We start from the raw sequence: 19673 nt of genomic DNA, 5'->3' as shown, positions 1-19673 counted from the left end.
GTTGCATGCGGGTCGGGCTTTATCCAGGGACCTTCGATCCGGTCACCAACGGTCACCTCGACATCATCGGGCGGGCCGTGAAGCTGGTCGACAAGCTGGTGATCGGGGTGGCGGTGAACATCGGCAAAGGGCCGCTGTTCTCGCTGGAGGAACGGGTCGCCATCCTGGAGCGCGAGACGGCGCACCTGACCAAGATCGCCGAGATCGAGGTCCGGCCGTTCGAAAGCCTGCTGATGCACTTCGCCCGGGACGTGAACGCGCAGATGATCGTACGCGGCCTGCGAGCCGTGGCCGACTTCGAATACGAATTCCAGATGACCGCGATGAACCAGCAGTTGGACCGCGAGATCGAGACCGTCTTCCTGATGGCTGACCCGCGCCACCAAGCGATCGCCTCGCGCCTGGTCAAGGAAATCGCGGCGCTGGGCGGGGATATTTCCAAGTTCGTGCCGCCCGGCGTGGCCGAGCAGTTGGTAGCGAAGGTCAGGCGTCCCTAGGCCGCCCCGATCCGGCCGGAATCATGCGCTTCAACAGCCGACGCACTTGTCGGGGAGGTCGTGGCGTTCTACGCCCACCTCGACCTATCTGTTCGGGGAATTTGATGAAGCTCGCCATGTCCGCCGCCGTGCTGGCGCTCGCCGCCGTGTCGGCTCCCCTTCAGGCGGCTTCGGCCCAGACCGTTGCCGCGGGCTCGGACTGGCGCACGCCCGACCCCAACAACGTCATCGTCGTGGAGACCAACAAGGGCCGGATCATCGCCGAGCTCTACCCGCAGGCCGCGCTGAACCATGTCGAGCGCGTGCGCGGCCTGGTGAAGAGCGGCTTCTATGACGGCCTGACCTTCTTCCGCGTCATCAGCGACTTCATGGCCCAGACGGGCGATCCGCAGAACACCGGCATGGGCGGCTCGGACCAGCCGAACCTGGCGGCGGAGTTCACCTTTCGCCGCGGCGCGGACACGCCGGTGGCCCAGAGCTTCAAGGCCGGGACCAACGAGTCGGGCTGGGTCGGCGTCCTGCCGGTGACCAGCCAACCCTCGGCCCTGGCGGTGATGACCGCCGACCGCAAGGTGGCGACCTGGGGCAACTTCTGTTCCGGCGTGCTGGGCATGGCCCGGGCCGGAGACCCCGACAGCGCCAACAGCCAGTTCTTCTTCATGCGCCAGCCCAACGCCTCGCTGGACAAGACCTACACCGCCTTCGGCCGCGTGCTGCAGGGCCTGGATGTCGTGCGGAACATCAAGGTCGGCGAGCCGGCGCCGGATCCGCAGGACAAGATGTTGAGCGTCAAGCTTCTGGCCGACCTACCGGCCGACAAGCGCCCCTCGGTTCAGGTGATGGACACCCGATCGGCCGCCTTCAAGGCGCTGGTGGCCAAGCGCCAGGCGGAATTGGGCGGCAGCTTCACCAACTGCGACGTCGACGTTCCCGTGCAGGTGAAATGACATGACCCGCTCTCACGCGCTGCTGGCCGGGCTCTGCCTGGCGGCGATCTGTACGCCGGTCCTGGCGGCCGCTCCGGCTAAGCCGACTGAAGCGGACTGGCGCACGCCGGCGCCCGAGACGGTGATGATGATCGACACCAACAAGGGGCGCGTGCTGGTCGAGTTGATCCCCGAGGTCGCGCCAAACCATGTGGCCCGCCTGCAGGAGCTGACCCGCGCTGGCGTCTATGACGGCCGCACGTTCTTCCGGGTCATCGACAAGTTCATGGCCCAGACGGGCGACCCGACCAACACGGGCGAGGGCGGTTCGGACAAGCCCAATCTGAAAGCGGAGTTCACCTTCCGTCGAACCGGCGAAAGCGGTTTCGTGCCGATGGCCGCTCCCGCTGGGCTGGAAGTCGGATACCTCAAGTCGCTGCCGGTCGTCAGCCAAGCCTGGGCCTGGAGCGACATGACCAGCGACAAGAAGGTCTCGGCCTGGGGGACCTATTGCCCGGGCGTGCTCGGCATGGCGCGAGACGAGGACAACAACTCGGCCAACAGCCAGTTCTTTTTGATGCGCCAGCCCTATCCGTCGCTGGACAAGCGCTACACCGCTTTCGGCCGGGTGATCAGCGGCCTGGACGCCGTGCGCGCCATCAAGACCGGAGAACCGGTTCCCGCGCCCCAGGATTCGATGCAAAGGGTCCGTTTGCTCTCGGATATTCCCGAGGGCGAGCGCCCAAGGGTCCGGGTCATCGATCCCAAGGGGGGCTGGTTCGCCGCCGAGACCAAGCGCCTGCGGGCGCTGAGGGGCGCTGACTTTTCGGTGTGCGACATCGACCTCCCGGTCGACGTTCGCTGAGCAATTCCGGTTTCCGAGACGCAACTTGGTTCACAGGCGGGCGTAAAGCACGCTAGAAGCGCGGTCACACCTTTTCCATCCAAGGGAAGACCATGTCGGCCGACCTCGAAAACACCCTGATCCTCACCCTCGAGACCGGTCCGGTCACCATCAAGCTGCGCCCCGATCTGGCGCCGGGCCATGTCGCCCGGATCAAGGAGCTGGTGCGCGAGGGCTTCTACGACGGTGTCGTCTTCCACCGCGTGATCCCGGGCTTCATGGCCCAGGGCGGCGATCCGTCGGGCAGCGGCCGCGGCGGTTCGGACAAGCCGGACCTGAAGGCCGAGTTCAACGACGAGCCGCACGTCCGCGGCGTTTGCTCGATGGCTCGCACGCCCGATCCCAACTCGGCCAACAGCCAGTTCTTCATCGTGTTCGACGACGCCACCTTCCTGGACCGTCAGTACACGGTGTGGGGGCAGGTCATCGAAGGCATGGAAAACGTCGACGCCCTGCCCAAGGGCGAACCGCCGCGCCAGCCGGGTAAGATTGTCAGCGCCAAGATCGCCGCCGACGCGTAAGCGTGGCGACTGAACTAGAAGGGCCCCGGAGCGATCCGGGGCCTTTTCATTTCTGGGTTCGGCGCAAGGTCACCACCACCGGCCTGTGATCCGAGCCCAACGCCGGCCCGCGCTCGATCTTCACCGCATGCCATTGGCTGCCCGCATAGACGTGGTCGATCGGCAGGAATGGGGCTGGGGCGGCCATGACGCGCGAGAACTTGCCCGCCGGCCACGAGGGCAGGGCGCGAGTCCAGCGACGCAGACCCAAGGCCCTGTCTTGACGCTTCAGGGTGAACGACCAGGGCGTGGAGTTGAAATCGCCGGTGAGGATCAGGCTCTTCCTGTCGAAAGATTCCAAGGTCTTAGCCAGCTTACGGCCCTGCGCCTGCTGAGGACCCGCCGGGACGGGCCAGGTATAGTGGACGCCGGCGACCGTGAACGGGCCTTTGGAGTCCGCCAGAGTGACCCACGCGCCCGCGAGATAGGGCATCTCCGGCCCGGCGGCGCCGCGCGCCAGCATCTTCTTGCGGGAGAAAATCCAAGTGTCGCACATCCCGAGCCTGTCGCAAGACGCGAACGGATAGGCCGCTTTCAACGCCCTCACGACCTGGAGAGAGTTTCCCGCGCCTTCTTCCATCACCACGACGTCGGCGTCCTGGGCCAGCACCCAGGCTAGGCTCTTCTCGGGTGTGCGGTTATCGTGCCAGACATTGAACTGTACGACCTTGAGGTCACTAGCCGCCACTGTCGCCGGCTTGAAGCGCCAAGCGGCCCACAGATCTGGCCCCATCAGGACGGCGCAGGCCAGCACCGCCGCGACGCCCAAGCCCACCATCACCCACCGCTCGGCGTCACGCGCGAACAGGGACCCCAGGATCACCGCCCCCAAGCCCATCATCAGCCACAGCGGCGCGGCGTGGGTGAAGGCGTCCAAGCGGTCGCTCCAGGCGCCGCCAAGGCAGGCGATAGCCATGCCGGCGCCGACCAGGCCCAGCATCAGAGCCGTGCCGCGAACGAGAAGACTGAGAAGCTGGACGATCAGGCGCATAGGTCGCCCATAGCACGCCTCGGCGACGGGTGGGGGAGATCACTCGCCCGGGTGATAAAAGAAGCTGATGTTGCGGATTCGCTCGGCGCCGACCTGCAGGCTCCCAGTGAACACGATCTTGGGCGGCCCGCCATTCGGGCCTGCGGCCCTGGCGGCTTTCAATAGAGTCAGATCCGGCGTGAGCTCCAGCACGACCTCTCCGACGCGGGCGTCCTGGGCGCGGAACAGCAGTTGCTTGCCATCGATGCGATAACCGGCCGGCTCGAGGCGGAAATTGACCTTGTGATAGGTCTGGCCCAGCTCGTTTTCGGCCGTCGGGCTGGTGACGTCGTCGAACGACAGGAAGATGGGGCCGCCGGGGTCGGTCATGTGACCCGCTTCCCAAGTGTCGAACGCGGCGTTGTCGCGAATGGAGAGATCAACCAGCTTCCAGTTTCCGGTCTGGACGGGGGTCTCGGTGAAATAGTAGCCCTCAAGGTTCACCGCCGGATCGTGCCGGAATCCGGTGACCGCGTCCTCGGCGGCTGTCGGCGCGACCGACATCGCCACGGTTCGGGTTTCGGCCGGCTGGGCGGGCGCGGCAGGGGTGGCGGTCTTCTGCTCGCAAGCGATCAGCAGCAACAGCGGCGCGAGCGCCGGGACCAGCAGGCGGTTCATTGACGGACGTCCCCCGAAGAATCTCGTTCTCCGGAACCCTGCGATGATCCCGTCCAGGTTGTCCACCGCACTCGCGCGACGGCGTATGTCTTGACGTTCCGGGTCCATCGTGCGCTTGAAGCCCGCCCATGCGCCTTTCCGACTTCGATTTCGACCTTCCCGAGGACCGCATCGCCCTGCGCCCGGCCGAGCCGCGCGACGCCGCGCGCCTTCTGGTGGTCCGCCCGGGCGAGGCGCTCGCCGACCACGTCGTCCGCGAGCTGCCCGACTTTCTGCGTCCGGGCGACGCTTTGGTCTTCAACGACACCCGCGTGATCCCCGCGCGCCTTTCGGGTCTGCGCGAGGGCCGTACGACCGGTGGGGCCGACGGCACGCCGGTGGCCGTCGAGGCGACCCTGCACCGCCGCGTCTCGCCCAGCCGATGGAGCGCCTTCATGCGTCCAGGCAAGCGGCTGAAGATTGGTGATCGCGTAGCGTTCGGCTCTCGCGAAGATCGCGCCTGCGAGGGTGACCGCCTCGACGCCACCGTCGTGGAAAAGCACGAGGGCGGAGAGGTGGTGTTGGCTTTCGACACCTCGGGCCCCGACCTGGACATCGGCATCGCCAAGCACGGCGACATGCCACTGCCGCCCTATATCGCCGCCAAGCGGGGCGAGGACGAGCGCGATCGCGCCGACTACCAGACCGTCTATGCTCGCGAAGACGGCTCGGTGGCGGCGCCGACCGCCGGTCTTCATTTCACGCCGGACCTGCTGGAGCGTCTGAAGAGCAGAGGGATCTCGCTACATTTCGTGACCCTGCACGTCGGCGCGGGGACTTTCCTGCCGGTGAAGACCGACGAAGTCTCCGAGCACAGGATGCACGCCGAGTTCGGTGAGGTAAGCGCACAGGTCGCCGACGCCCTGAACGCTGTTCGCGCCGCCGGCGGCCGCATCGTCTGCGTCGGAACCACGTCCCTGCGCCTGCTGGAAAGCGCCACCGGCGAGGACGACGTCGTGCGGCCATTCGCCGACGAGACGGCGATCTTCATTACGCCCGGCTACCGTTTCCGCGCCGCCGACGTGCTGATGACGAACTTCCACCTGCCCAAGTCGACCCTGTTCATGCTGGTCAGCGCCTTCGCCGGCCAGAAGACAATGCGCGCGGCCTACGAGCACGCCATATCGACGGGCTACCGTTTCTATTCCTATGGCGACGGCAGCCTGCTGTTCCGCGACGAGACGCTCTGATGGCCTTCCCCTTCGAGATCAACGCCACCGATGGCAAGGCCCGCACGGGCGTCCTGAGGACCCCGCGCGGCGACATCCGCACGCCGGCGTTCATGCCGGTCGGCACCGCCGCGACGGTCAAGGCCATGACCGTCGACCAGGTGAAGGACACCGGCGCCGACATCATCCTGGGCAACACCTACCATCTGATGCTGCGGCCTTCGGCCGAACGGGTGAAGCGCCTGGGCGGTCTTCACAAGTTCATGCGCTGGGACAAGCCGATCCTGACGGATAGCGGCGGCTTCCAGGTCATGAGCCTGTCCGGCATCAGCAAGCTCACCGAGGAGGCCGTCACCTTTTCCAGCCACGTCGACGGCTCCAAACACGTTCTGACCCCTGAGCGCTCGATCGAGATCCAGGCCGACCTGCTGGGCAGCGACATCGTCATGCAGCTGGACGAGTGCGTCGCCTGGCCGGCCGAGGAGGCGAGAGCGCGCAAGGGTATGGAACTCTCGGCGCGCTGGGCCCAGCGTTCGAAGGCTGCGTTCGGGACGCGAGACAGCCAGGTCCTGTTCGGCATCCAACAGGGCTCGACCTTCGAGACCCTACGTCGCGAGTCGTCGGACCGCCTGCGCGAGATCGGCTTCGACGGCTACGCGATCGGCGGGCTGGCGGTCGGCGAGGGGCACCAGGCGATGTGCGAGGTGCTGGACTACGCGCCGGGCCTACTGCCGGAGGACCACCCGCGTTACTTGATGGGCGTCGGTAAGCCGATCGACCTGGTGGAAGCCGTGGCGCGCGGCGTCGACATGTTCGACTGCGTGCTACCGACCCGCTCGGGCCGCCACGGCCAGGCCTGGACCTGGGACGGACCGATCAACCTGAAGAACGCCAAGTTCGCCGAGGACGAGACGCCGCTGGACCCCGACAGCGACTGCCCAGCCAGCCGCGATTATTCGAAGGCCTATCTACGCCATCTGTTCAAAGCCGAGGAGATCCTGGGCCAGGTGCTGCTGTCCTGGCACAACATCGCCTTCTTCCAGGCCCTGACGGCGGCCATGCGCGCGGCGATCGCGGAAGGCCGGTTCGAACAGTTCCGCCGCGATTTCGCCGCACGGCACCTGTCTCAATAACGCGGCCCCTGCGGCACCGTCGGCGCTTCCTCCTTGTTGATCGGGAAACGCGGTTTGCGTGGGCCGTAGGGATCGCGCGGCGGCGGCATGCCCGGATCGACCACTGGCGGCTCGGCCGGCGGCTTGTGCTGGGGCGTGGCCGGCGGATTGCAACCGCGCGCCTCGCCCAGGCCTTTCAGATAAGCACGCCGCACCGCGCCGGAGGCGACGGCGCTCTGCACCAGGCGATCGTGGCGCTCGGCCCCGGTCAGTTTCCGCACCCAGCCGCGCATCGGAATCATGTCCTGCGCGGCGCTGGCCACCGCGCCCAAGGCCGCGCCGCCGGCCGCCTTGCGGCCTCGGTCCATCAGGTCTTCGTTCTCGGCCGGAGGCGTGCGGTCGATGTCCTCGCCCAGCGCGACGTCCAGCGGCTGGACCAAGGCGATCAGGCTCGCGCAGTCGGCGTTCTTGGGGCGCTGATAGGGATCGTCCATCGCCTCCAGCAGCACACGTGGAATCTTGGTGCGGACGATATTCACGTCGCGCAACGGCGCCTGCATGGCCCCGGTGATTCCCTCTCTATTGGCGTCGGAGGTCGACTTGATGCGCCCCTCGTCGGTCGGCTGAGCTGGCGAATCTTGCGGTGACCTTGGCGGCGCCTGCTGTTCCGCGAAGGCCGTTCCGGCCAGGGTCGCGCCGCAAAAGACCGCCAAAAGCAAGGTTCCACGCATGACTCACCCTAACCCGCCCACAGCTTAGGCGTCATCCACCGGAAAAACGGCGAAACCATGCTTGCGACGCGGAGGACCCCCGACTATGGTCCGCGCCGCTTCCACCGGTCCCCGCCGGATCGTGAGCGGGCCGGTAGCTCAGTGGTAGAGCATTCGACTTTTAATCGAATGGTCGTGGGTTCGAACCCCACCCGGCCTACCAATCGAACACCAGACCTTTCAAATGGTTAGGTGGTTCAGCGCGGAGAACAAACCGCGCCCGTTAGACCTTCGGTAGACCCACCCGTTAGACTTTTTGATCGCGGTCTGTTCACCGGGCGGCCCAGGCTTGCTTGCAGGCCTGCCGAATCCAGGCGGCGATCTTCCGCGCGTCGGCCGATCCCGCGACCTGCATGCCCGACAACATGAAGGCGTTGTCGACCACTTTGGCTGTGGATGGATGTTTGCCGAGGTCGGACATGAGCGATGCGACCGCCTGGGCGCCGTCGTTCGCGTCGACGAGATCCAGCGCTCTCTTCCGCGCCCACCAGACGTGAGCCTCCTGGGACAGTTCGGCGGCCACCTGCTCCGCCGGCGCAGCGCCGCCACCACGTCGCGATCGGGACCGCGACCCATCCGGGGAAGCCGGGATCAGGCCGCGCTTGGCTTGCGCGTTCCACGCGACCTGATTGTCTCGGGGCAGATAGACAGAGAGGATGTGCTCGATCGAGGCGACGCTGTGGCCCGTGATGGAGGCGATCTCGGGAACCGTCGCTCCGCTCCGTGCCAGCTGGACGACGCAGCTATGACGTAGGGCGCGCAGGACCAGGTGACGGGCGAACGCGGGCGCGGCCGCCTTGGCCAGGCTGCGGATCCGCTCGAATTCATGGGATGCGCGCTGGCCATTGAAGGGCCGGCCGGTGGCGGCGTCACGGAATAGATAGAAGCTCTCCGGATCCCACGTCTCCTCGAGCATGTCGCCGAGGCGCTCGCTGACGGGGATGGTGACGTAGCTTCCGGTCTTGGCCTGCCAAAACCTGAAGGCGCGTCCGCGAAAATCGTACTCGGCCGCCTTGGTGCCGGGCTTCCATGACCAGGTGCCTCGGAAGAGAAGCCCGTCGCTTAGGCGCTGGCCGACCTCCCACTCGGTGAGCATGAGCGCCGCCATGCCCGGCTGACCGCAGACGGCGGCGGCGAACATGTAGAACTCGAGGTCGCCTTCCTCCCAGATCCGCACGCGCGACTTCGGCGCGGCCATCTTGATCGTGTCGACCGGGTTCTTGATGATCCAGTCCAGGGCCAGGGCGTGGTCCAGGAGCATGCCCAGCACGATCTTCACATGCCGGCGAGTGGTTGGCCGGTTATCGTAAAGCGCCAGGTAAGCCTCGATCTTGTCGAGCTTCATGGTCGAGACGAGCGGATGCTTGCGGCTCTCCGACCAGGCCAGGATCAGCCCCGCATGATAGACGTACCCCTTCTGCGTCGCGGGCTTGGTTCGCTTGAAGCGCTGGGTCTGTTGCCAGGACCTCACCAGCGCCGGCATGTCTCGGCGCGTCTCGACCTGAACGCCGCGGCGATCGCCTTTGAGCTTGGCGAAAAGGGCGGCGGCGTCCGCCTGTATCCGCGCGACCTCGTCGAGGTCCTGCAGGTTACCAGTGCGCGTCCCGGTCACGGGCAGCGGGATTAGAGACAACCAGCCTTGGGGGCGCAGGCGAGCCGGCACTTGGAAGAACACGCGGAACGTCCCGTCGGCGCGCGGCCGCAGGGTCACGTATCGACCGAGATCGAGCGTCACGGATGGCATCAGGGTCGACGTCCCACGAGTCGTCGGGTTGTTCTTGTTGGGCGCCATCCTTGATCATCCCGAGGGCTTTGAATACGGCGTCGCGGTCGAAGATCCCTTCTCCCCCGCGATCAATAGGGTCGGGCATCCGGCCGGCCTGGCGTTCGCGCCACAGCTTGGTCTTGCCATAGCGCGCCAAACGACAGACTTCGGAGGTGAAGATCCGGGCGGGCAGGGCGGCGACCTGGTCGGCGGTGAAAGGCTCAGCCATCGCCAGGCCTTGTCCATGGCCTCCAGCCGATCGGCCTGTAGCCCTTTGGCGTATTGGCCCATGCGAAAACGCCGAGGACGCCGCGCTCGGGCGCGTCGCAGAGCGTCCACCATGCGCGCTCGACGCGCTGGCCATCCGCGTCGATCAGGGAGACGCTCTTCCCGTCGCGCGGCGCGGTGTCCATGGGGTTCCACCACGGACCGTCTTCCGAGGGGAAGACGCATGGTCCGGGGCCGCAGACAGCGCAATCGCCGTCGGCTTCGAGCACGCGATTGCAGGCCGACGGGCCGCATTGGGCGCGTTTTGGCTGGGACGTCATGCCGATATCCCTTCGCGCGGCCCGAAGATGTCGTCGCGGCCGGCTATCGGCGACAATTGGCCGTCAGCGAGAAGCAGCTCGCAGAGCGCGGGTGGAAAGTGCCCTCCGGTGCGTGTCACTGGCGTCCAGCGGACGCCAATCGAGCCGCCGATCTGCTCGCGCTGAAGGACGCCCTTTTCCCGGAGGAACTTCATCAGCGGTCTAGAGGCGGCCGGATCGAATCTCAGGCCAAGCCGGCGGGCCCGGCAACTCGCGGCGCCTCGCGTGACCCCCATGCGCTCGGCTGAGTCACGGGTCGACAAGCCAGCCGCCGCCAGCTGGCGCAATCGGTCATCCTGGTCGGCCGTCCAGCGCATCAGGCGGCGCTCCGTTCGGAAGCCTCGAGGAGGCGCGCACCGTCGAGTAGGGCCTGCTGGCGGCGTCGGTAGAACGTCGCCGCATCGCGAGCCCGGCCGGCGGCGAGGACATGTTCCTGACGCCGCGCGTCCGTCGGCTGCGTCGCAGCGTTGCGGTCGTGCATCTTGGCGCGCTCCTCAGCGGCGCCCGCCGAGCCATCGAGCTCGTGGGCCATCGCCTTGAGGATCTCGGCGTGCGACTTCTCAGCCGGCATCGATGACCTCCGCCCTGAAGACGCGAGGAGGCGCGGGATTCCGATAGCCGGCGACGCCGGCGCTGTTGAGACCGTGCTGGAAGTACAGGTGGTTCTTGAAGCGCTTTCGCGACTTCGAAGTGGCGCGGCAGACGGGACAGGTGTAGCGGCGCTTGAGCTCGGGGATCATTTGCTCGGCCCCTGCAGCAGCAGCGACGTCGGCATCGCGCCGCTCTCGTAGGCAATCTTGAGCTGAGGCTTCGCCCAGTCGCCAACGGTCGAGCCGTCTGGAAGCACCGTGTGGGCCAGGAACTCGTCCTCGATCGTCGAGATCTCGGCGGAGACAGCTTCGAGCTTGGCCTTGATGACCAGGGCCAGGGCTCGCCACTTCTGGCGGCAGGCCTGTTCCCAGAGCTTTTCGGCCGCGGCAGGCTCGCGCTGATAGCGCACCGATCCGCGCATGTAGGTCGCGAAGTCGTCGGCCTCGCGGTCGGGCATGGTGAGTTCGAACCTGATCATGCGGCCCTCGATCCGGAACATGATCGTGAGCAGGTCCTTGTCCTGGGCGTACATGAACGCGTCCGCCTTGTAGCGGCGGAGCGTGCGCTCGATTTCGTCGCGGGAGGCCGACGTCGAGACCGTGGTGTTCTCAGCGAACTTAGACACGCTGGCTCCTATTGGCGGGGTTGCTGGGATGCCGGGCCCAGGCGGCGGTGTGATCCGGGCAAAGGTCCTTGCCGTTCGCCGGGCTCGTGCTGCAGGTCGTGCAGATCTTGCGGTCGCAGGTGGCGTTCTCGGCCGGGGTGACGATCCAGTCGCAAAGCAGGCGCGCCAGCAGGCCAGACCCGCAAGGGCAGCGCTGAACGCGCGGCGCCGACGTGCAGATGAACCCGCGCCCGCGCCCATCGTTGAACGGGATGCAGGGCATCAGACGGCCGCGGCAGCTGCGTCAGATGACGCGGCGGCCTTGCCATGCAGCTCGATGCGCATCGCGTTGACCTGGTCGGCCGCCACCTCGCGCCAATTGTCGCCGTGCTCGAGCGCTAGGCGCAGCAGCCATCGCATCGTGAAGGCCTGTTCGGCCTCAACCTTCGGCGGGATCTCCGCTCCGGCGTCGCGATGCATGAACGCAATTGGGCCGGTGTGGAAGTTCATCAGCGACAGGATCTGCTCAACGGCCGGGCTAGCGAGGAAGGCTTCGATCGCCTCCCTGGGGCTAGGGGGCAGGTCGCGGCCAAGCGTGGCCACGAACCGATGCAGGCCGGTGATAGGATCGAAGTCCTCGATGACGGATCCGTCCGTTCGCCGCCGGCGGCGATAGACGAAGTCGCCTTCGTCGTTCCAGGCGCCGTTCTCGAGTAGATCGTTCAGAAGAGGGCGTAGGCGACCGAGGGCCGCGCTGATGGCGCGTTCTTCGGCCAACATGACCTTGACGTCAGCGCTGTCCTCTCGCGCGTGCCAGGCGCGTCGGCTGAGTGCGTAGGCCAGCTGCTTCTGCTCGGCGTCCGTCAAGTGGTCGGCGTCGGGCGTTTTTTTGGTGGGCCAGGCATCGAGGCGATCGGCCTGCTGCAGGGCCTGTTCGACGATCGCCGACGGCGCGCCGGCGGTCCTCGCGAGTGATGCCCAGGCGCGAACAGCGTCGCCGGCGACCGCATCCTGGCCGCGGATCAGGAAGTAGGGTTCACCTGGCTGGATCTGGCGGAAGCGGACCAGCTGGTCATAGTCGTGCCGACCGGCGTTGTCGTTCATCGGGAGCTACCTTTGGTGAAGAGGCGGAGCCGGCGTCGTGTCGGCGGGATGGGCGGCGTCGCGCGCAAGCGGATTCGGGTGGGCTTGCGACGCGGTGCTGGAGCTGGCGCTTCGAGCAGGACTTCCGCCGTCGGCAACGCCGCCAGGCGCTTTCCGCGACGGCCGGGAACGAAGGGCTTGCCCGGAGGCAACGGCTCGGCGCCAGCGAGGGCGATGATGTCCTGAAGCGTCAGGACGGTCTTGCCGGCGCGGCGGAGGCGGCGCGGCTTTGCCGGGCGATCAGGGTCACTGAAGGACAGTCCCGTGCGCTTGGCCCGCTTATGGACAACGGCGACATCCCGTCCCATGGCCAGGGCTAAGTCCGTCAGGCTGAGGCCGCGTGCCCAGGCAACATGGATCGCAAGGTCCTCTTCGGCCGTGAAGTCGCGAATGTAGCCGTGGCGCAGCTTCAGCTGGTTGGCTCGGCTCTGCATCGCCGCGAGCGTCCGCCTCAGTTCCTTGGCCAAGTCGGGGCTCGGCATCTTGCCGTAGTGGTCGCGCAGGAACTGCTCGTCCTGTTCGGACCACACCGGTTCGGTGCGCCAGCCCGCCTTCTTGACGTGGGTGCCCTGGAGCTCGAGATATTCGGCGCGCCACCTGATGGAGTGCTGGGAGCGACCAAGCCGCTGCCTGAGCGGAACAAGGCTCGCCCCGTCTCGGTAGGCGGCGTGCAAAAGGTCGTCCTCTTCCGAGGTCCACGGCCGGCCCCAGCCGCGGCCGTAACCGACCTTGCGGATCGTCAGGCCGAATCCAATCTTCGTCCGCCGAGGGAAGCCCTCTGCGACCAGCGTCTCGATGATGGCGAGGTAGCGGTGACCTTCGTGGGCAAGGTCGAGCGCGCGGGAGACTTCCTCGGCCGACCAACCGGCAGGGTGATTGGCGTGCCGGATGCCTTCGCGCGAGGCATAGGTGTTCACGGCGCGAAGTGTCCGGCCGATTAACTGCGCGACCTGAGCGACGGGGACGCCGGCGGCGTAGCCGGCGCGGACCTGAGCGTCTTCCCACGCTGTCCACACCGGGGCACTGGGCTCGCTAAGGCCCAGCAACTGCGCGCGCGCGTAGATGGCGCTGCAAGCCCGACCGAGATCTAGGGCGATTGCCGCCGCCGGCTCAATGCCGTAACGGCGCACCAGCTCGCCGTCATCGAGGTCGTTCCACGGCCTGGTCGAGTTGCGGCGTAGCCCAAGGTCGTGAAGCTTGGTGGAGACGCCGGCGCGGCCGCGACCAATGGCGACCGCTATGTCGTCGATCGACACGTCCTCGGCGAAGAGGCGGCGCACCAGGGCGATCTCTTCGGGCAGCCACGCGTCAGGGCGGAACGCGATTTCGCGGAGAGGCGCGCCGGGCGCCTCAGGCACGAAGGCGGCTAGTTCGACGACGTCGGCGTCCAGGTCGAAGGTAATCATCGACATCAGGCCAGGCCCACGACGGGCGCCTCGGCGGCGCGCAGGCGCAGCTTCGCCGAGAGACGAGCAATGCGGGCGTCGCCGCGCGGCATAGTGTCGACCGCGCCGACGGCTCCCAGGAGATCAAGGGCGCGATCGACTGCGTCCTGCTCGAGGCGAAGATGCTCGACCAGGTTGGAGGCAGTCGTGGCGTTGGGTGCGATCTTCCGCAGGCTCTCCACGATCTTCATGGCCGCGCCGGCGGCGGGATCCATCAGGAAGCTGTCGAGCATGCGGCCGCCGCGTTGACCCGCCAGGGCGGGCCTGGCGCTCGCGCCTGTCTCGCGCAGCGCGTCCAGGTCCAAGAGCGAACGCGACTCATCCTGAGTCGCGTCGGCCGGCCCGACCAGTTCGGGCGTGGCGCCGAGGTGGGCCGTGACCGTCGGACCGATCTTTGTCAGGCGCGGCATGACGCTCAGCGCTGGCCCAATGCCATAGAACTCGCCCGGTGCCAGGCGTCGCAACTCGGTCGCGCGATCCCCTGAGAAGCCGAGGAGGTCGGCTGCACGAACGAGATCTCGATCGAACACGGTCAGACCGACCAGGGCGTTGTGAAGCTCGGAGGTTACCGAGCCCGAGAGCTTGGCCAGGCGCTGGGTGGCGATGACCGATGCTATGCCGCGCTTGCGGCCGCGCGAACAGAGGTCGGTCAGAGTGGCCACACCCAGGCGGCGGGTCTCGGCGTCGCGCGCCGAAGCGGCCAGGTGCGGCGCCAACAGGTGGGCCTCGTCGATCGCGACGAGAACCGTGTTGCTCCAGTAAGCGCGCGGGCAGCCGAGTAAGCCCGCGAAGAAGGCGGCCGCCTTCACGATCCGCTCGTCCGGGGCGAGGTCTGTGAGGTCGAGGTGCAGCGGGAGGCGATGCTGCCGAGCCCGGGATGCCGCCGCGGTCAGGCCGTCGGCGGCTAATTCGGAGGCCCGCAGCGTGGTGGCGCCGATATGTGCGGCCAGGTTCCCGAATTCGCCTTCCGGATCAACGATCATCGTCGTGACGAACTCGAAGGCTTCCTCAACTAGGCGGCGCAGCGTGTGGCTCTTGCCGGCCCCAGAAGAGCCTTGGATCAGCAGGCGGCCGGCCAGCAGCTTGTCGAGGTCCACTAAGGTGGTCGCGCCGTTGTACGAGCCGATCTCCAGCTTGCTGGTGACGGGGGATCTGGGCTCGCTGAGGGCTGCAACGGTCATGAAGTGCTCCATCGGGCGATGGAGCGGCCGGCTGTGAGGTGGTCGGCCGCCCGGGTTACGGGAAGCGCCGGGCATTGGGCCCGGGCGCTAGCTATTGGATGGTCGGGAGGCTCTGGCCGAAGATGACGGCGCTGGCTGTGACGCAATTGGCGACGACGTCGGCCAGGTCCTGCGCCTTGGTCGGCGGCACACAAGCATAAGAGTACACCGCGCCGGTTTTGTCGTGCAGGCGGATCCAGACACTGCCGACCTCGTCCGTGACGACGGAGACACCGGCAGCCTGGGTCAGGTCCTCTCGGGCCATGGGGGTTTCGTGGGCATGGTCCATCACGCGGCCGCCGCGACTTCGATCGCGTTCGAGTCAGCGATCGCGAGCAAGATGTTCAGGACAGCGACCCTCTGGCGCGGGGTAGCGCTGACATAGGCTCGGGCGATCTCGAGGCCGCCGTGGACGTGGGTGAGCTGAACGAGCGGGTTCGGGCCCTGCTGCGCGTCGCGAAGGTCCTGCAGGGCGGCCAGGTCCTCGAAGAAGTAGTTCGGGGTCACTTTCAGGAAGGTGGCGACCTGCCACATCTTCGAGGCGCTAATGCGATTGGTGCCGTTCTCGTACTTCTGGACCTGTTGGAAGGTCAGACTGAGGGCGTCGGCGAGTTGTTCCTGCGAGACGCCCTTGAGCTTGCGCAGAACGCGGATACGCGCTCCGACGTGGGCGTCAACAGGATGAATGCGACGGCCGGCGGGGGGCGTCTCGGATTGGATCGACATAGGCTTGACCTCCAGTGGAAGTGGGCGACCGCGCTGAAGGCGGCAGCCGTGGCGAGAAGCAAGTAGAGGGCGCGGTTCGACCGCCTGCGGTCGGTCACGGGACGCCCGGGTCCCAGCGGCGCTTGGCCTCGTCGACGACGTGCTCGGCCGTCGCGGCCGGCGAAGTCAGGGCGTACTCGCTGGCCAGGACGCCGATGGCGGCCAGGCGCAGCAGCTCGGTGACGACGGCAGTTGGATCGGCCGAGCCCTGCTGGAAGGTGACGGTCGAGCTGAGCCCGCGCGTCGACTGCAGGATCAGGCCCTTCTGCAGGTGCAGGACGACCAAGCCGGCGATGTCTTCCGACTTCATGGCAGCCACCCGAACAGGCCGAACCCGAGATAGCCGAGCACCCCGAAGGTGAAGCCGATCGAGAAGCAGCAGAGGCCGCCCAGGGCGACGCCGCCGAGCTTGATTTCGCGAGGCGCGCTCATCCGTGCCCCCGCAGGTAGAAGCCGACGACGCCGACGGCGAAAAACAGGGCGACGCCGGCGGCGATCGCCAGCAGCAGGCGCAAGCCTAGACGCCCACTCCGACGGCGGAGGATAGGCTGGAACTGGACGATCATGCCGCCGCCTCGCGGGTCTGGGGGAACAGCGCCGCGCCGGCGGGGGTCAGGCCGTAGAGCCCTTCGATGCCGGCCGGGCCGCCGTCCACGCGCATGACCCACCCGTTCTGGCGGAGCTCCCAGAGAAGGGCGCCGAGGTTCTGGATCTGCGGCGCCCGGGCCTGGATGGCCTTCACCGTGTGGTGGCCGTCGTGCAGCAGCTCGAGCACGCGGTGCATCTTGGAGCCCGGCTCCGGAGCATGCTTGCGCGAGCGCTGGCGACGCGGTCGGCCCGAGACGGGGATCTCCTGGGTCGCCAGATCGAGGTCCACGCCTTCCTCGGCGGCGGCCTGGGCCGCTTCCTCGGGACAAAGATCGTTGAGGACCGCCCAGCAGAAGCGGCGCAGCTCGGACGGATCGACCCGAAAGTCTTCCTTGTAGCGGCCGTCCATGGGCGTGACAGAGAGGATGACGACGTCGCCGCGAAGGGCGTGGCGAAGGCGCGCGGTCGGCTTGCCGCGAGGGGTCATGGCTGTTGCACCGCTGCTATGACGATCGCCAGCCAGCACATGAGCGCCACGGCGATCAGGGAGGCCACGGCGCGAGCGCCGCGGTAGACGAGGGAAGCGCGGGCCCGGGCGTTCATCGCGAAGGCCTCCGGTCCCAGACGTCCAGGGCGAAGAACAGCGACTTCGCGCCGGGACCGTCGAAGTCGACGGTGGCGAAGAAGCGGCCGTGCCGGCGCAGCAGCTGCCCCGTGGGCTGTACCGGCGTGCCGCCTTGCACGCGCTTGATCACCAGCTGCTGGATGATCGACGACGCCGGCAGGGCCAGCAGCACCTCGAGGGGCACGGACCACATCCCCGCGTCCAAAGCCGGTGCAAACCGGCGCTGACGCTGCAGGGCAGGCGAGGGCACGTCGACGCCCGCGTCGATCGAGATGGCCGCGAGGGGCGCGCTCATGTTCGCGCCTTTCTCGGCTGACCGCCGCGCGCCGCCTGGCAGCCGACGCAATCGCAGTGGTTCTTCATCGCCCCGACGTGGACCGCCGCCATGATCTCGCCGGCGGCGACCGGGATGTGCTCGGCCGGCAGGCGCTGGACGGACATGCCGGCCTTGTGGCCGACCATCTGAGCGACGCCGACGACGATGTCCGACGTCATTCCGCCGCGGAGCGCGCTGATCCGGAGGATCGCGTCGGCCGAGGCGAAACCGACGATCCAGGCCAGGGCATTGGCGATCGCTTGATCCTGGACGCCTTGCATTCGCGGATCGGTCTCGGCATGGGCGATGAACCGGTCCAGGAGGCCGGCGACCGCCGCGTCGAGGTCGGCCTTGGTCTCAGGCGCCGTGGTGACGTTGTGGCCGCCGACCAGCATCAGAGGCCTCCCTGAAGGGCGTATAGGGTCAGGGCGTCGAAACCCTGATCGTCGTCGTCCCGCCGCAAGGCGATCACTTTGCGCACGACGTCCAGGTTCCAGCCGTTCGCGACGGCCATCTGTTCGATGCGCGCGACGATTGCGTGCTGGGCCTCGAGGATCTGGACGATGTCCTCGATCTGGCGGCGCGTGCCGGCCATGCCCTCGCGCTGGGTCCATGCGACGGTGGAGGGGACGTTGGTGTTCGCGACCGCCATCAGATCTCTCCGATGGCAGACAGGTAGAGATCGAAGATCGCGTCCTCTTCCTGGCGCTTTGCGCGGTCCTGCTTGCGGATCCGGACCACCTTCTTGAGGATCTTGACGTCGAAGCCGTTGCCCTTGGCCTCGGCGTAGACCTCCTTCATCTGCTCCGTGATCTCGGCCTTCTCGACCTCGAGCCGCTCGACGCGATCGATGATCGATTTCAGCTGGCCCTGGGCAGTGCTGTTCAGGACGTCGGCGTGGGGGATGGCTTCCTCGGTCACGACAGCCGATCCACGACGAGCGGGCCAACCCTCGGGCCAACGAAGCCGAAGCTATCGGCCTGGATGTCGGCGATTTTGATGCCGTCATGGTGGAGGACGAAGGCGGCGCGCAGCTGCTCGCGCCTCCGGATCTCCGCCTCGACCTGGGTGATGACCTCGCGCGCCCGCTTGCGGCGTTCGAACGCACTGGCCATCCGCGTCGCGGCCTCCTCGATCGTCACGTCGTAGACGCGGACCTGGGCTTGCAGGCTCTCCAGCGAGTCCTTCAGGACGGTCTGGATGGCGTCCGGCTTGGCGCTGCCGGTGGCGCCGGGGCCGGTCACGCGGCGGCCTCGTGGCAATCGTCATGAACCAGGGGGGTCATCAGAGCCGCGCAGTCGTCGAGCAGGGTCGCGGCGCTCGACGGCAGGCCGGCCAATTGCATCGCCCAGCGCGGCGCGGGCGCATTGATCCGGAACGCGACCTCAAGCGCCGCCATCGCCAGCATCCGTGCCATCCTGGGCGAGGCCGCGATGAGCAGCGCCACGTCGCCGTCGCCGGGCGCGAGTTGGGCGTAGGCAAGGGTCCGGCCGTTCGCGGCCTTCACCGGGACTCGCGTCTCGCTGTCGCCGGGCGTCCAGGGGACGGGAAAATGTTTGACAGCCTCGAGCACGGACACCTCCGGAAGGGTTGGTGTCCACCCGGGGCCGGCCGGGCTATCGGAGGGGAGGGCGAAAGCCCTTGCGTGGGCGAACGAAGCCAACCCCGGGTGGAACGACCCAGAGGTTCACATCATGTGATCTTTCACGTCAAGCGATAAAGTTCACATGGCGTGGACTGTGTGGCCCAGGCGGTCGCGGCGTTGATTCGTGCGGAGATCTCTGGTGTGAACTTTTACGCTTTTCTCGTGCCGGTCATGGCTCGAGGGCGGGGCGTGGGGCTGGTGGGTAGAAAGCGCTCGGGATCGCCGCTGATCACGGTGGTGCCACTGACGATCGCTGCCGCGCTCTCTCTCAGGCGCCTGATCGCCATTGCCTCTGGTGGGGGCATCAGTAGCTCGTACGGCTGGACTTCCAGCCAGGCTGCAACCTGGTTGAGGATGTCTCGCCGATAAGGCTGCTTGCCGTGCCATATCCGATAGGCGGCGTTTTTCAGCCAGCCGAGCTCGGACGTTAGGTGGGCCTGCTTTTTGCCGCGTAGCCGCACCCAGTCCTGCAGATACCAATCCGGTTCGGGCTTTTCGCTCATGACCACATTATGTGGCCTGGGCTTAATCGTCGTCGTTCCCACTGATGTGGTCGAGGCGGCTTGATTCCGAGTCCACATCATGTGAACTCTCGCGGAATGGACCTCGCCGAATACAGGAAGGAATCGCGGCTGACGCAGGCCCAATTGGCCTGTGCGCTCGGACTCCGTTCGAAGGCCTCCATCAGCATGATCGAGGGCGGAGCGCGCCTTGCCCCACTCCAGCTTGCGCTCAAAATCGAGGAACATTCGAG

Annotated in this window: 32 protein-coding genes and 1 tRNA gene; 7 read left to right on the top strand and 26 right to left on the bottom strand. The window is 67.1% G+C overall.

Annotation, left to right across the window (positions count from 1 at the left end; genetic code table 11):
- Positions 1-5: 5 nt before the first annotated feature.
- The 4 genes from coaD to ABIC66_RS13050 all read left to right on the top strand — a co-directional run bounded on the left by coaD (position 6) and on the right by ABIC66_RS13050 (position 2848).
- On the top strand, positions 6-497 hold the full coding sequence (coaD, locus tag ABIC66_RS13065; RefSeq protein WP_354070715.1) for a pantetheine-phosphate adenylyltransferase: 492 nt from the start codon (positions 6-8) through the stop codon (positions 495-497).
- Between the two features lie 104 nt (positions 498-601).
- Entirely contained in the window at positions 602-1444 is an 843-nt protein-coding gene (locus ABIC66_RS13060) for a peptidylprolyl isomerase (RefSeq protein ID WP_354070714.1), read from the top strand.
- 1 nt (position 1445) lies between these two features.
- Positions 1446-2288, top strand: a complete 843-nt coding sequence (locus ABIC66_RS13055) for a peptidylprolyl isomerase (RefSeq protein WP_354070713.1) — start codon at positions 1446-1448, stop codon at positions 2286-2288.
- Between the two features lie 92 nt (positions 2289-2380).
- Positions 2381-2848 (top strand): peptidylprolyl isomerase, encoded by a 468-nt coding sequence (locus ABIC66_RS13050; RefSeq protein WP_354070712.1) that lies wholly within the window; start codon positions 2381-2383, stop codon positions 2846-2848.
- A 46-nt stretch (positions 2849-2894) separates the two neighbouring features.
- On the opposite strand, the gene ABIC66_RS13045 is transcribed toward ABIC66_RS13050, so the two are convergent.
- Both ABIC66_RS13045 and ABIC66_RS13040 read right to left on the bottom strand, forming a co-directional pair.
- A complete protein-coding gene (locus ABIC66_RS13045; RefSeq protein ID WP_354070711.1) occupies positions 2895-3878 on the bottom strand; it encodes an endonuclease/exonuclease/phosphatase family protein in 984 nt (327 codons plus the stop codon).
- A 39-nt stretch (positions 3879-3917) separates the two neighbouring features.
- Positions 3918-4535 carry a hypothetical protein gene (locus ABIC66_RS13040; RefSeq protein ID WP_354070710.1) on the bottom strand — a complete coding sequence of 206 codons (618 nt, stop codon included), beginning with the start codon at positions 4533-4535 and terminating at the stop codon, positions 3918-3920.
- A 128-nt stretch (positions 4536-4663) separates the two neighbouring features.
- Here ABIC66_RS13040 and queA point away from each other — a divergent pair, with 128 nt between their 5' ends.
- Both queA and tgt read left to right on the top strand, forming a co-directional pair.
- Positions 4664-5764, top strand: a complete 1101-nt coding sequence (gene queA, locus ABIC66_RS13035) for a tRNA preQ1(34) S-adenosylmethionine ribosyltransferase-isomerase QueA (protein ID WP_354070709.1) — start codon at positions 4664-4666, stop codon at positions 5762-5764.
- On the top strand, positions 5761-6876 hold the full coding sequence (gene tgt / locus ABIC66_RS13030; protein WP_354070845.1) for a tRNA guanosine(34) transglycosylase Tgt: 1116 nt from the start codon (positions 5761-5763) through the stop codon (positions 6874-6876). Before queA ends, tgt begins: the two co-directional genes overlap by 4 nt.
- Here the strand turns inward: tgt and ABIC66_RS13025 are convergent.
- Entirely contained in the window at positions 6870-7586 is a 717-nt protein-coding gene (locus ABIC66_RS13025) for a hypothetical protein (protein ID WP_354070708.1), read from the bottom strand. The two genes, tgt and ABIC66_RS13025, sit on opposite strands and share 7 nt — an antisense overlap.
- A gap of 127 nt (positions 7587-7713) precedes the next feature.
- On the opposite strand from ABIC66_RS13025, the gene ABIC66_RS13020 reads away from it, so the two are divergent.
- Positions 7714-7788 (top strand) — tRNA-Lys (locus ABIC66_RS13020).
- 108 nt (positions 7789-7896) lie between these two features.
- Here the strand turns inward: ABIC66_RS13020 and ABIC66_RS13015 are convergent.
- The 23 genes from ABIC66_RS13015 to ABIC66_RS12905 form a co-directional block, all read right to left on the bottom strand.
- On the bottom strand, positions 7897-9417 hold the full coding sequence (locus tag ABIC66_RS13015) for a tyrosine-type recombinase/integrase (RefSeq protein ID WP_354070707.1): 1521 nt from the start codon (positions 9415-9417) through the stop codon (positions 7897-7899).
- A gap of 194 nt (positions 9418-9611) precedes the next feature.
- Positions 9612-9803 carry a hypothetical protein gene (locus ABIC66_RS13010; RefSeq protein ID WP_354070706.1) on the bottom strand — a complete coding sequence of 64 codons (192 nt, stop codon included), beginning with the start codon at positions 9801-9803 and terminating at the stop codon, positions 9612-9614.
- Between the two features lie 131 nt (positions 9804-9934).
- Positions 9935-10294 (bottom strand): hypothetical protein, encoded by a 360-nt coding sequence (locus ABIC66_RS13005; protein ID WP_354070705.1) that lies wholly within the window; start codon positions 10292-10294, stop codon positions 9935-9937.
- On the bottom strand, positions 10294-10548 hold the full coding sequence (locus tag ABIC66_RS13000; protein ID WP_354070704.1) for a hypothetical protein: 255 nt from the start codon (positions 10546-10548) through the stop codon (positions 10294-10296). The genes ABIC66_RS13005 and ABIC66_RS13000 overlap by 1 nt, the downstream gene beginning before the upstream one ends.
- Entirely contained in the window at positions 10538-10717 is a 180-nt protein-coding gene (locus tag ABIC66_RS12995; protein ID WP_354070703.1) for a hypothetical protein, read from the bottom strand. Before ABIC66_RS12995 ends, ABIC66_RS13000 begins: the two co-directional genes overlap by 11 nt.
- Positions 10714-11193 (bottom strand): hypothetical protein, encoded by a 480-nt coding sequence (locus ABIC66_RS12990; RefSeq protein ID WP_354070702.1) that lies wholly within the window; start codon positions 11191-11193, stop codon positions 10714-10716. The genes ABIC66_RS12995 and ABIC66_RS12990 overlap by 4 nt, the downstream gene beginning before the upstream one ends.
- Entirely contained in the window at positions 11186-11455 is a 270-nt protein-coding gene (locus ABIC66_RS12985; RefSeq protein ID WP_354070701.1) for a hypothetical protein, read from the bottom strand. The genes ABIC66_RS12990 and ABIC66_RS12985 overlap by 8 nt, the downstream gene beginning before the upstream one ends.
- Positions 11455-12276 (bottom strand): hypothetical protein, encoded by an 822-nt coding sequence (locus tag ABIC66_RS12980; RefSeq protein WP_354070700.1) that lies wholly within the window; start codon positions 12274-12276, stop codon positions 11455-11457. Before ABIC66_RS12980 ends, ABIC66_RS12985 begins: the two co-directional genes overlap by 1 nt.
- Positions 12273-13727: a hypothetical protein gene (locus ABIC66_RS12975; RefSeq protein WP_354070699.1), complete on the bottom strand. Its 1455-nt coding sequence runs from the start codon at positions 13725-13727 to the stop codon at positions 12273-12275. The genes ABIC66_RS12980 and ABIC66_RS12975 overlap by 4 nt, the downstream gene beginning before the upstream one ends.
- Positions 13727-14941 (bottom strand): helicase HerA domain-containing protein, encoded by a 1215-nt coding sequence (locus ABIC66_RS12970; RefSeq protein ID WP_354070698.1) that lies wholly within the window; start codon positions 14939-14941, stop codon positions 13727-13729. The genes ABIC66_RS12975 and ABIC66_RS12970 overlap by 1 nt, the downstream gene beginning before the upstream one ends.
- 91 nt (positions 14942-15032) lie before the next feature.
- Complete coding sequence (locus ABIC66_RS12965) at positions 15033-15245, bottom strand: hypothetical protein (RefSeq protein WP_354070697.1); 213 nt, start codon at positions 15243-15245, stop codon at positions 15033-15035.
- A 23-nt stretch (positions 15246-15268) separates the two neighbouring features.
- Positions 15269-15706 carry a helix-turn-helix domain-containing protein gene (locus ABIC66_RS12960; protein ID WP_354070696.1) on the bottom strand — a complete coding sequence of 146 codons (438 nt, stop codon included), beginning with the start codon at positions 15704-15706 and terminating at the stop codon, positions 15269-15271.
- A gap of 94 nt (positions 15707-15800) precedes the next feature.
- Positions 15801-16055, bottom strand: coding sequence for a hypothetical protein (locus tag ABIC66_RS12955; protein WP_354070695.1), 255 nt, complete (start codon positions 16053-16055; stop codon positions 15801-15803).
- Positions 16052-16177, bottom strand: coding sequence for a hypothetical protein (locus ABIC66_RS12950; protein ID WP_354070694.1), 126 nt, complete (start codon positions 16175-16177; stop codon positions 16052-16054). The genes ABIC66_RS12955 and ABIC66_RS12950 overlap by 4 nt, the downstream gene beginning before the upstream one ends.
- A complete protein-coding gene (locus ABIC66_RS12945) occupies positions 16174-16311 on the bottom strand; it encodes a hypothetical protein (RefSeq protein ID WP_354070693.1) in 138 nt (45 codons plus the stop codon). The genes ABIC66_RS12950 and ABIC66_RS12945 overlap by 4 nt, the downstream gene beginning before the upstream one ends.
- On the bottom strand, positions 16308-16820 hold the full coding sequence (locus ABIC66_RS12940) for a hypothetical protein (RefSeq protein WP_354070692.1): 513 nt from the start codon (positions 16818-16820) through the stop codon (positions 16308-16310). The genes ABIC66_RS12945 and ABIC66_RS12940 overlap by 4 nt, the downstream gene beginning before the upstream one ends.
- A gap of 112 nt (positions 16821-16932) precedes the next feature.
- Positions 16933-17253: a hypothetical protein gene (locus ABIC66_RS12935; protein ID WP_354070691.1), complete on the bottom strand. Its 321-nt coding sequence runs from the start codon at positions 17251-17253 to the stop codon at positions 16933-16935.
- Complete coding sequence (locus ABIC66_RS12930; RefSeq protein WP_354070690.1) at positions 17250-17669, bottom strand: hypothetical protein; 420 nt, start codon at positions 17667-17669, stop codon at positions 17250-17252. Before ABIC66_RS12930 ends, ABIC66_RS12935 begins: the two co-directional genes overlap by 4 nt.
- Positions 17669-17926, bottom strand: coding sequence for a hypothetical protein (locus ABIC66_RS12925; RefSeq protein ID WP_354070689.1), 258 nt, complete (start codon positions 17924-17926; stop codon positions 17669-17671). The genes ABIC66_RS12930 and ABIC66_RS12925 overlap by 1 nt, the downstream gene beginning before the upstream one ends.
- Positions 17926-18195: a nucleoid-associated protein GapR gene (gene gapR, locus ABIC66_RS12920; protein WP_354070688.1), complete on the bottom strand. Its 270-nt coding sequence runs from the start codon at positions 18193-18195 to the stop codon at positions 17926-17928. The genes ABIC66_RS12925 and gapR overlap by 1 nt, the downstream gene beginning before the upstream one ends.
- Complete coding sequence (locus tag ABIC66_RS12915; RefSeq protein WP_354070687.1) at positions 18192-18518, bottom strand: hypothetical protein; 327 nt, start codon at positions 18516-18518, stop codon at positions 18192-18194. The genes gapR and ABIC66_RS12915 overlap by 4 nt, the downstream gene beginning before the upstream one ends.
- Entirely contained in the window at positions 18515-18847 is a 333-nt protein-coding gene (locus ABIC66_RS12910; RefSeq protein ID WP_354070686.1) for a hypothetical protein, read from the bottom strand. Before ABIC66_RS12910 ends, ABIC66_RS12915 begins: the two co-directional genes overlap by 4 nt.
- 221 nt (positions 18848-19068) lie before the next feature.
- Positions 19069-19668, bottom strand: coding sequence for a hypothetical protein (locus tag ABIC66_RS12905; RefSeq protein WP_354070685.1), 600 nt, complete (start codon positions 19666-19668; stop codon positions 19069-19071).
- Between the last annotated feature and the right edge of the window lie 5 nt (positions 19669-19673).

Source organism: Caulobacter sp. 1776 (assembly GCF_040545685.1).
GTDB lineage: Bacteria > Pseudomonadota > Alphaproteobacteria > Caulobacterales > Caulobacteraceae > Caulobacter.
The sequence above is the reverse complement of the archived record's forward strand: the minus strand, read 5'-3'. Positions and strand labels throughout refer to the sequence as shown.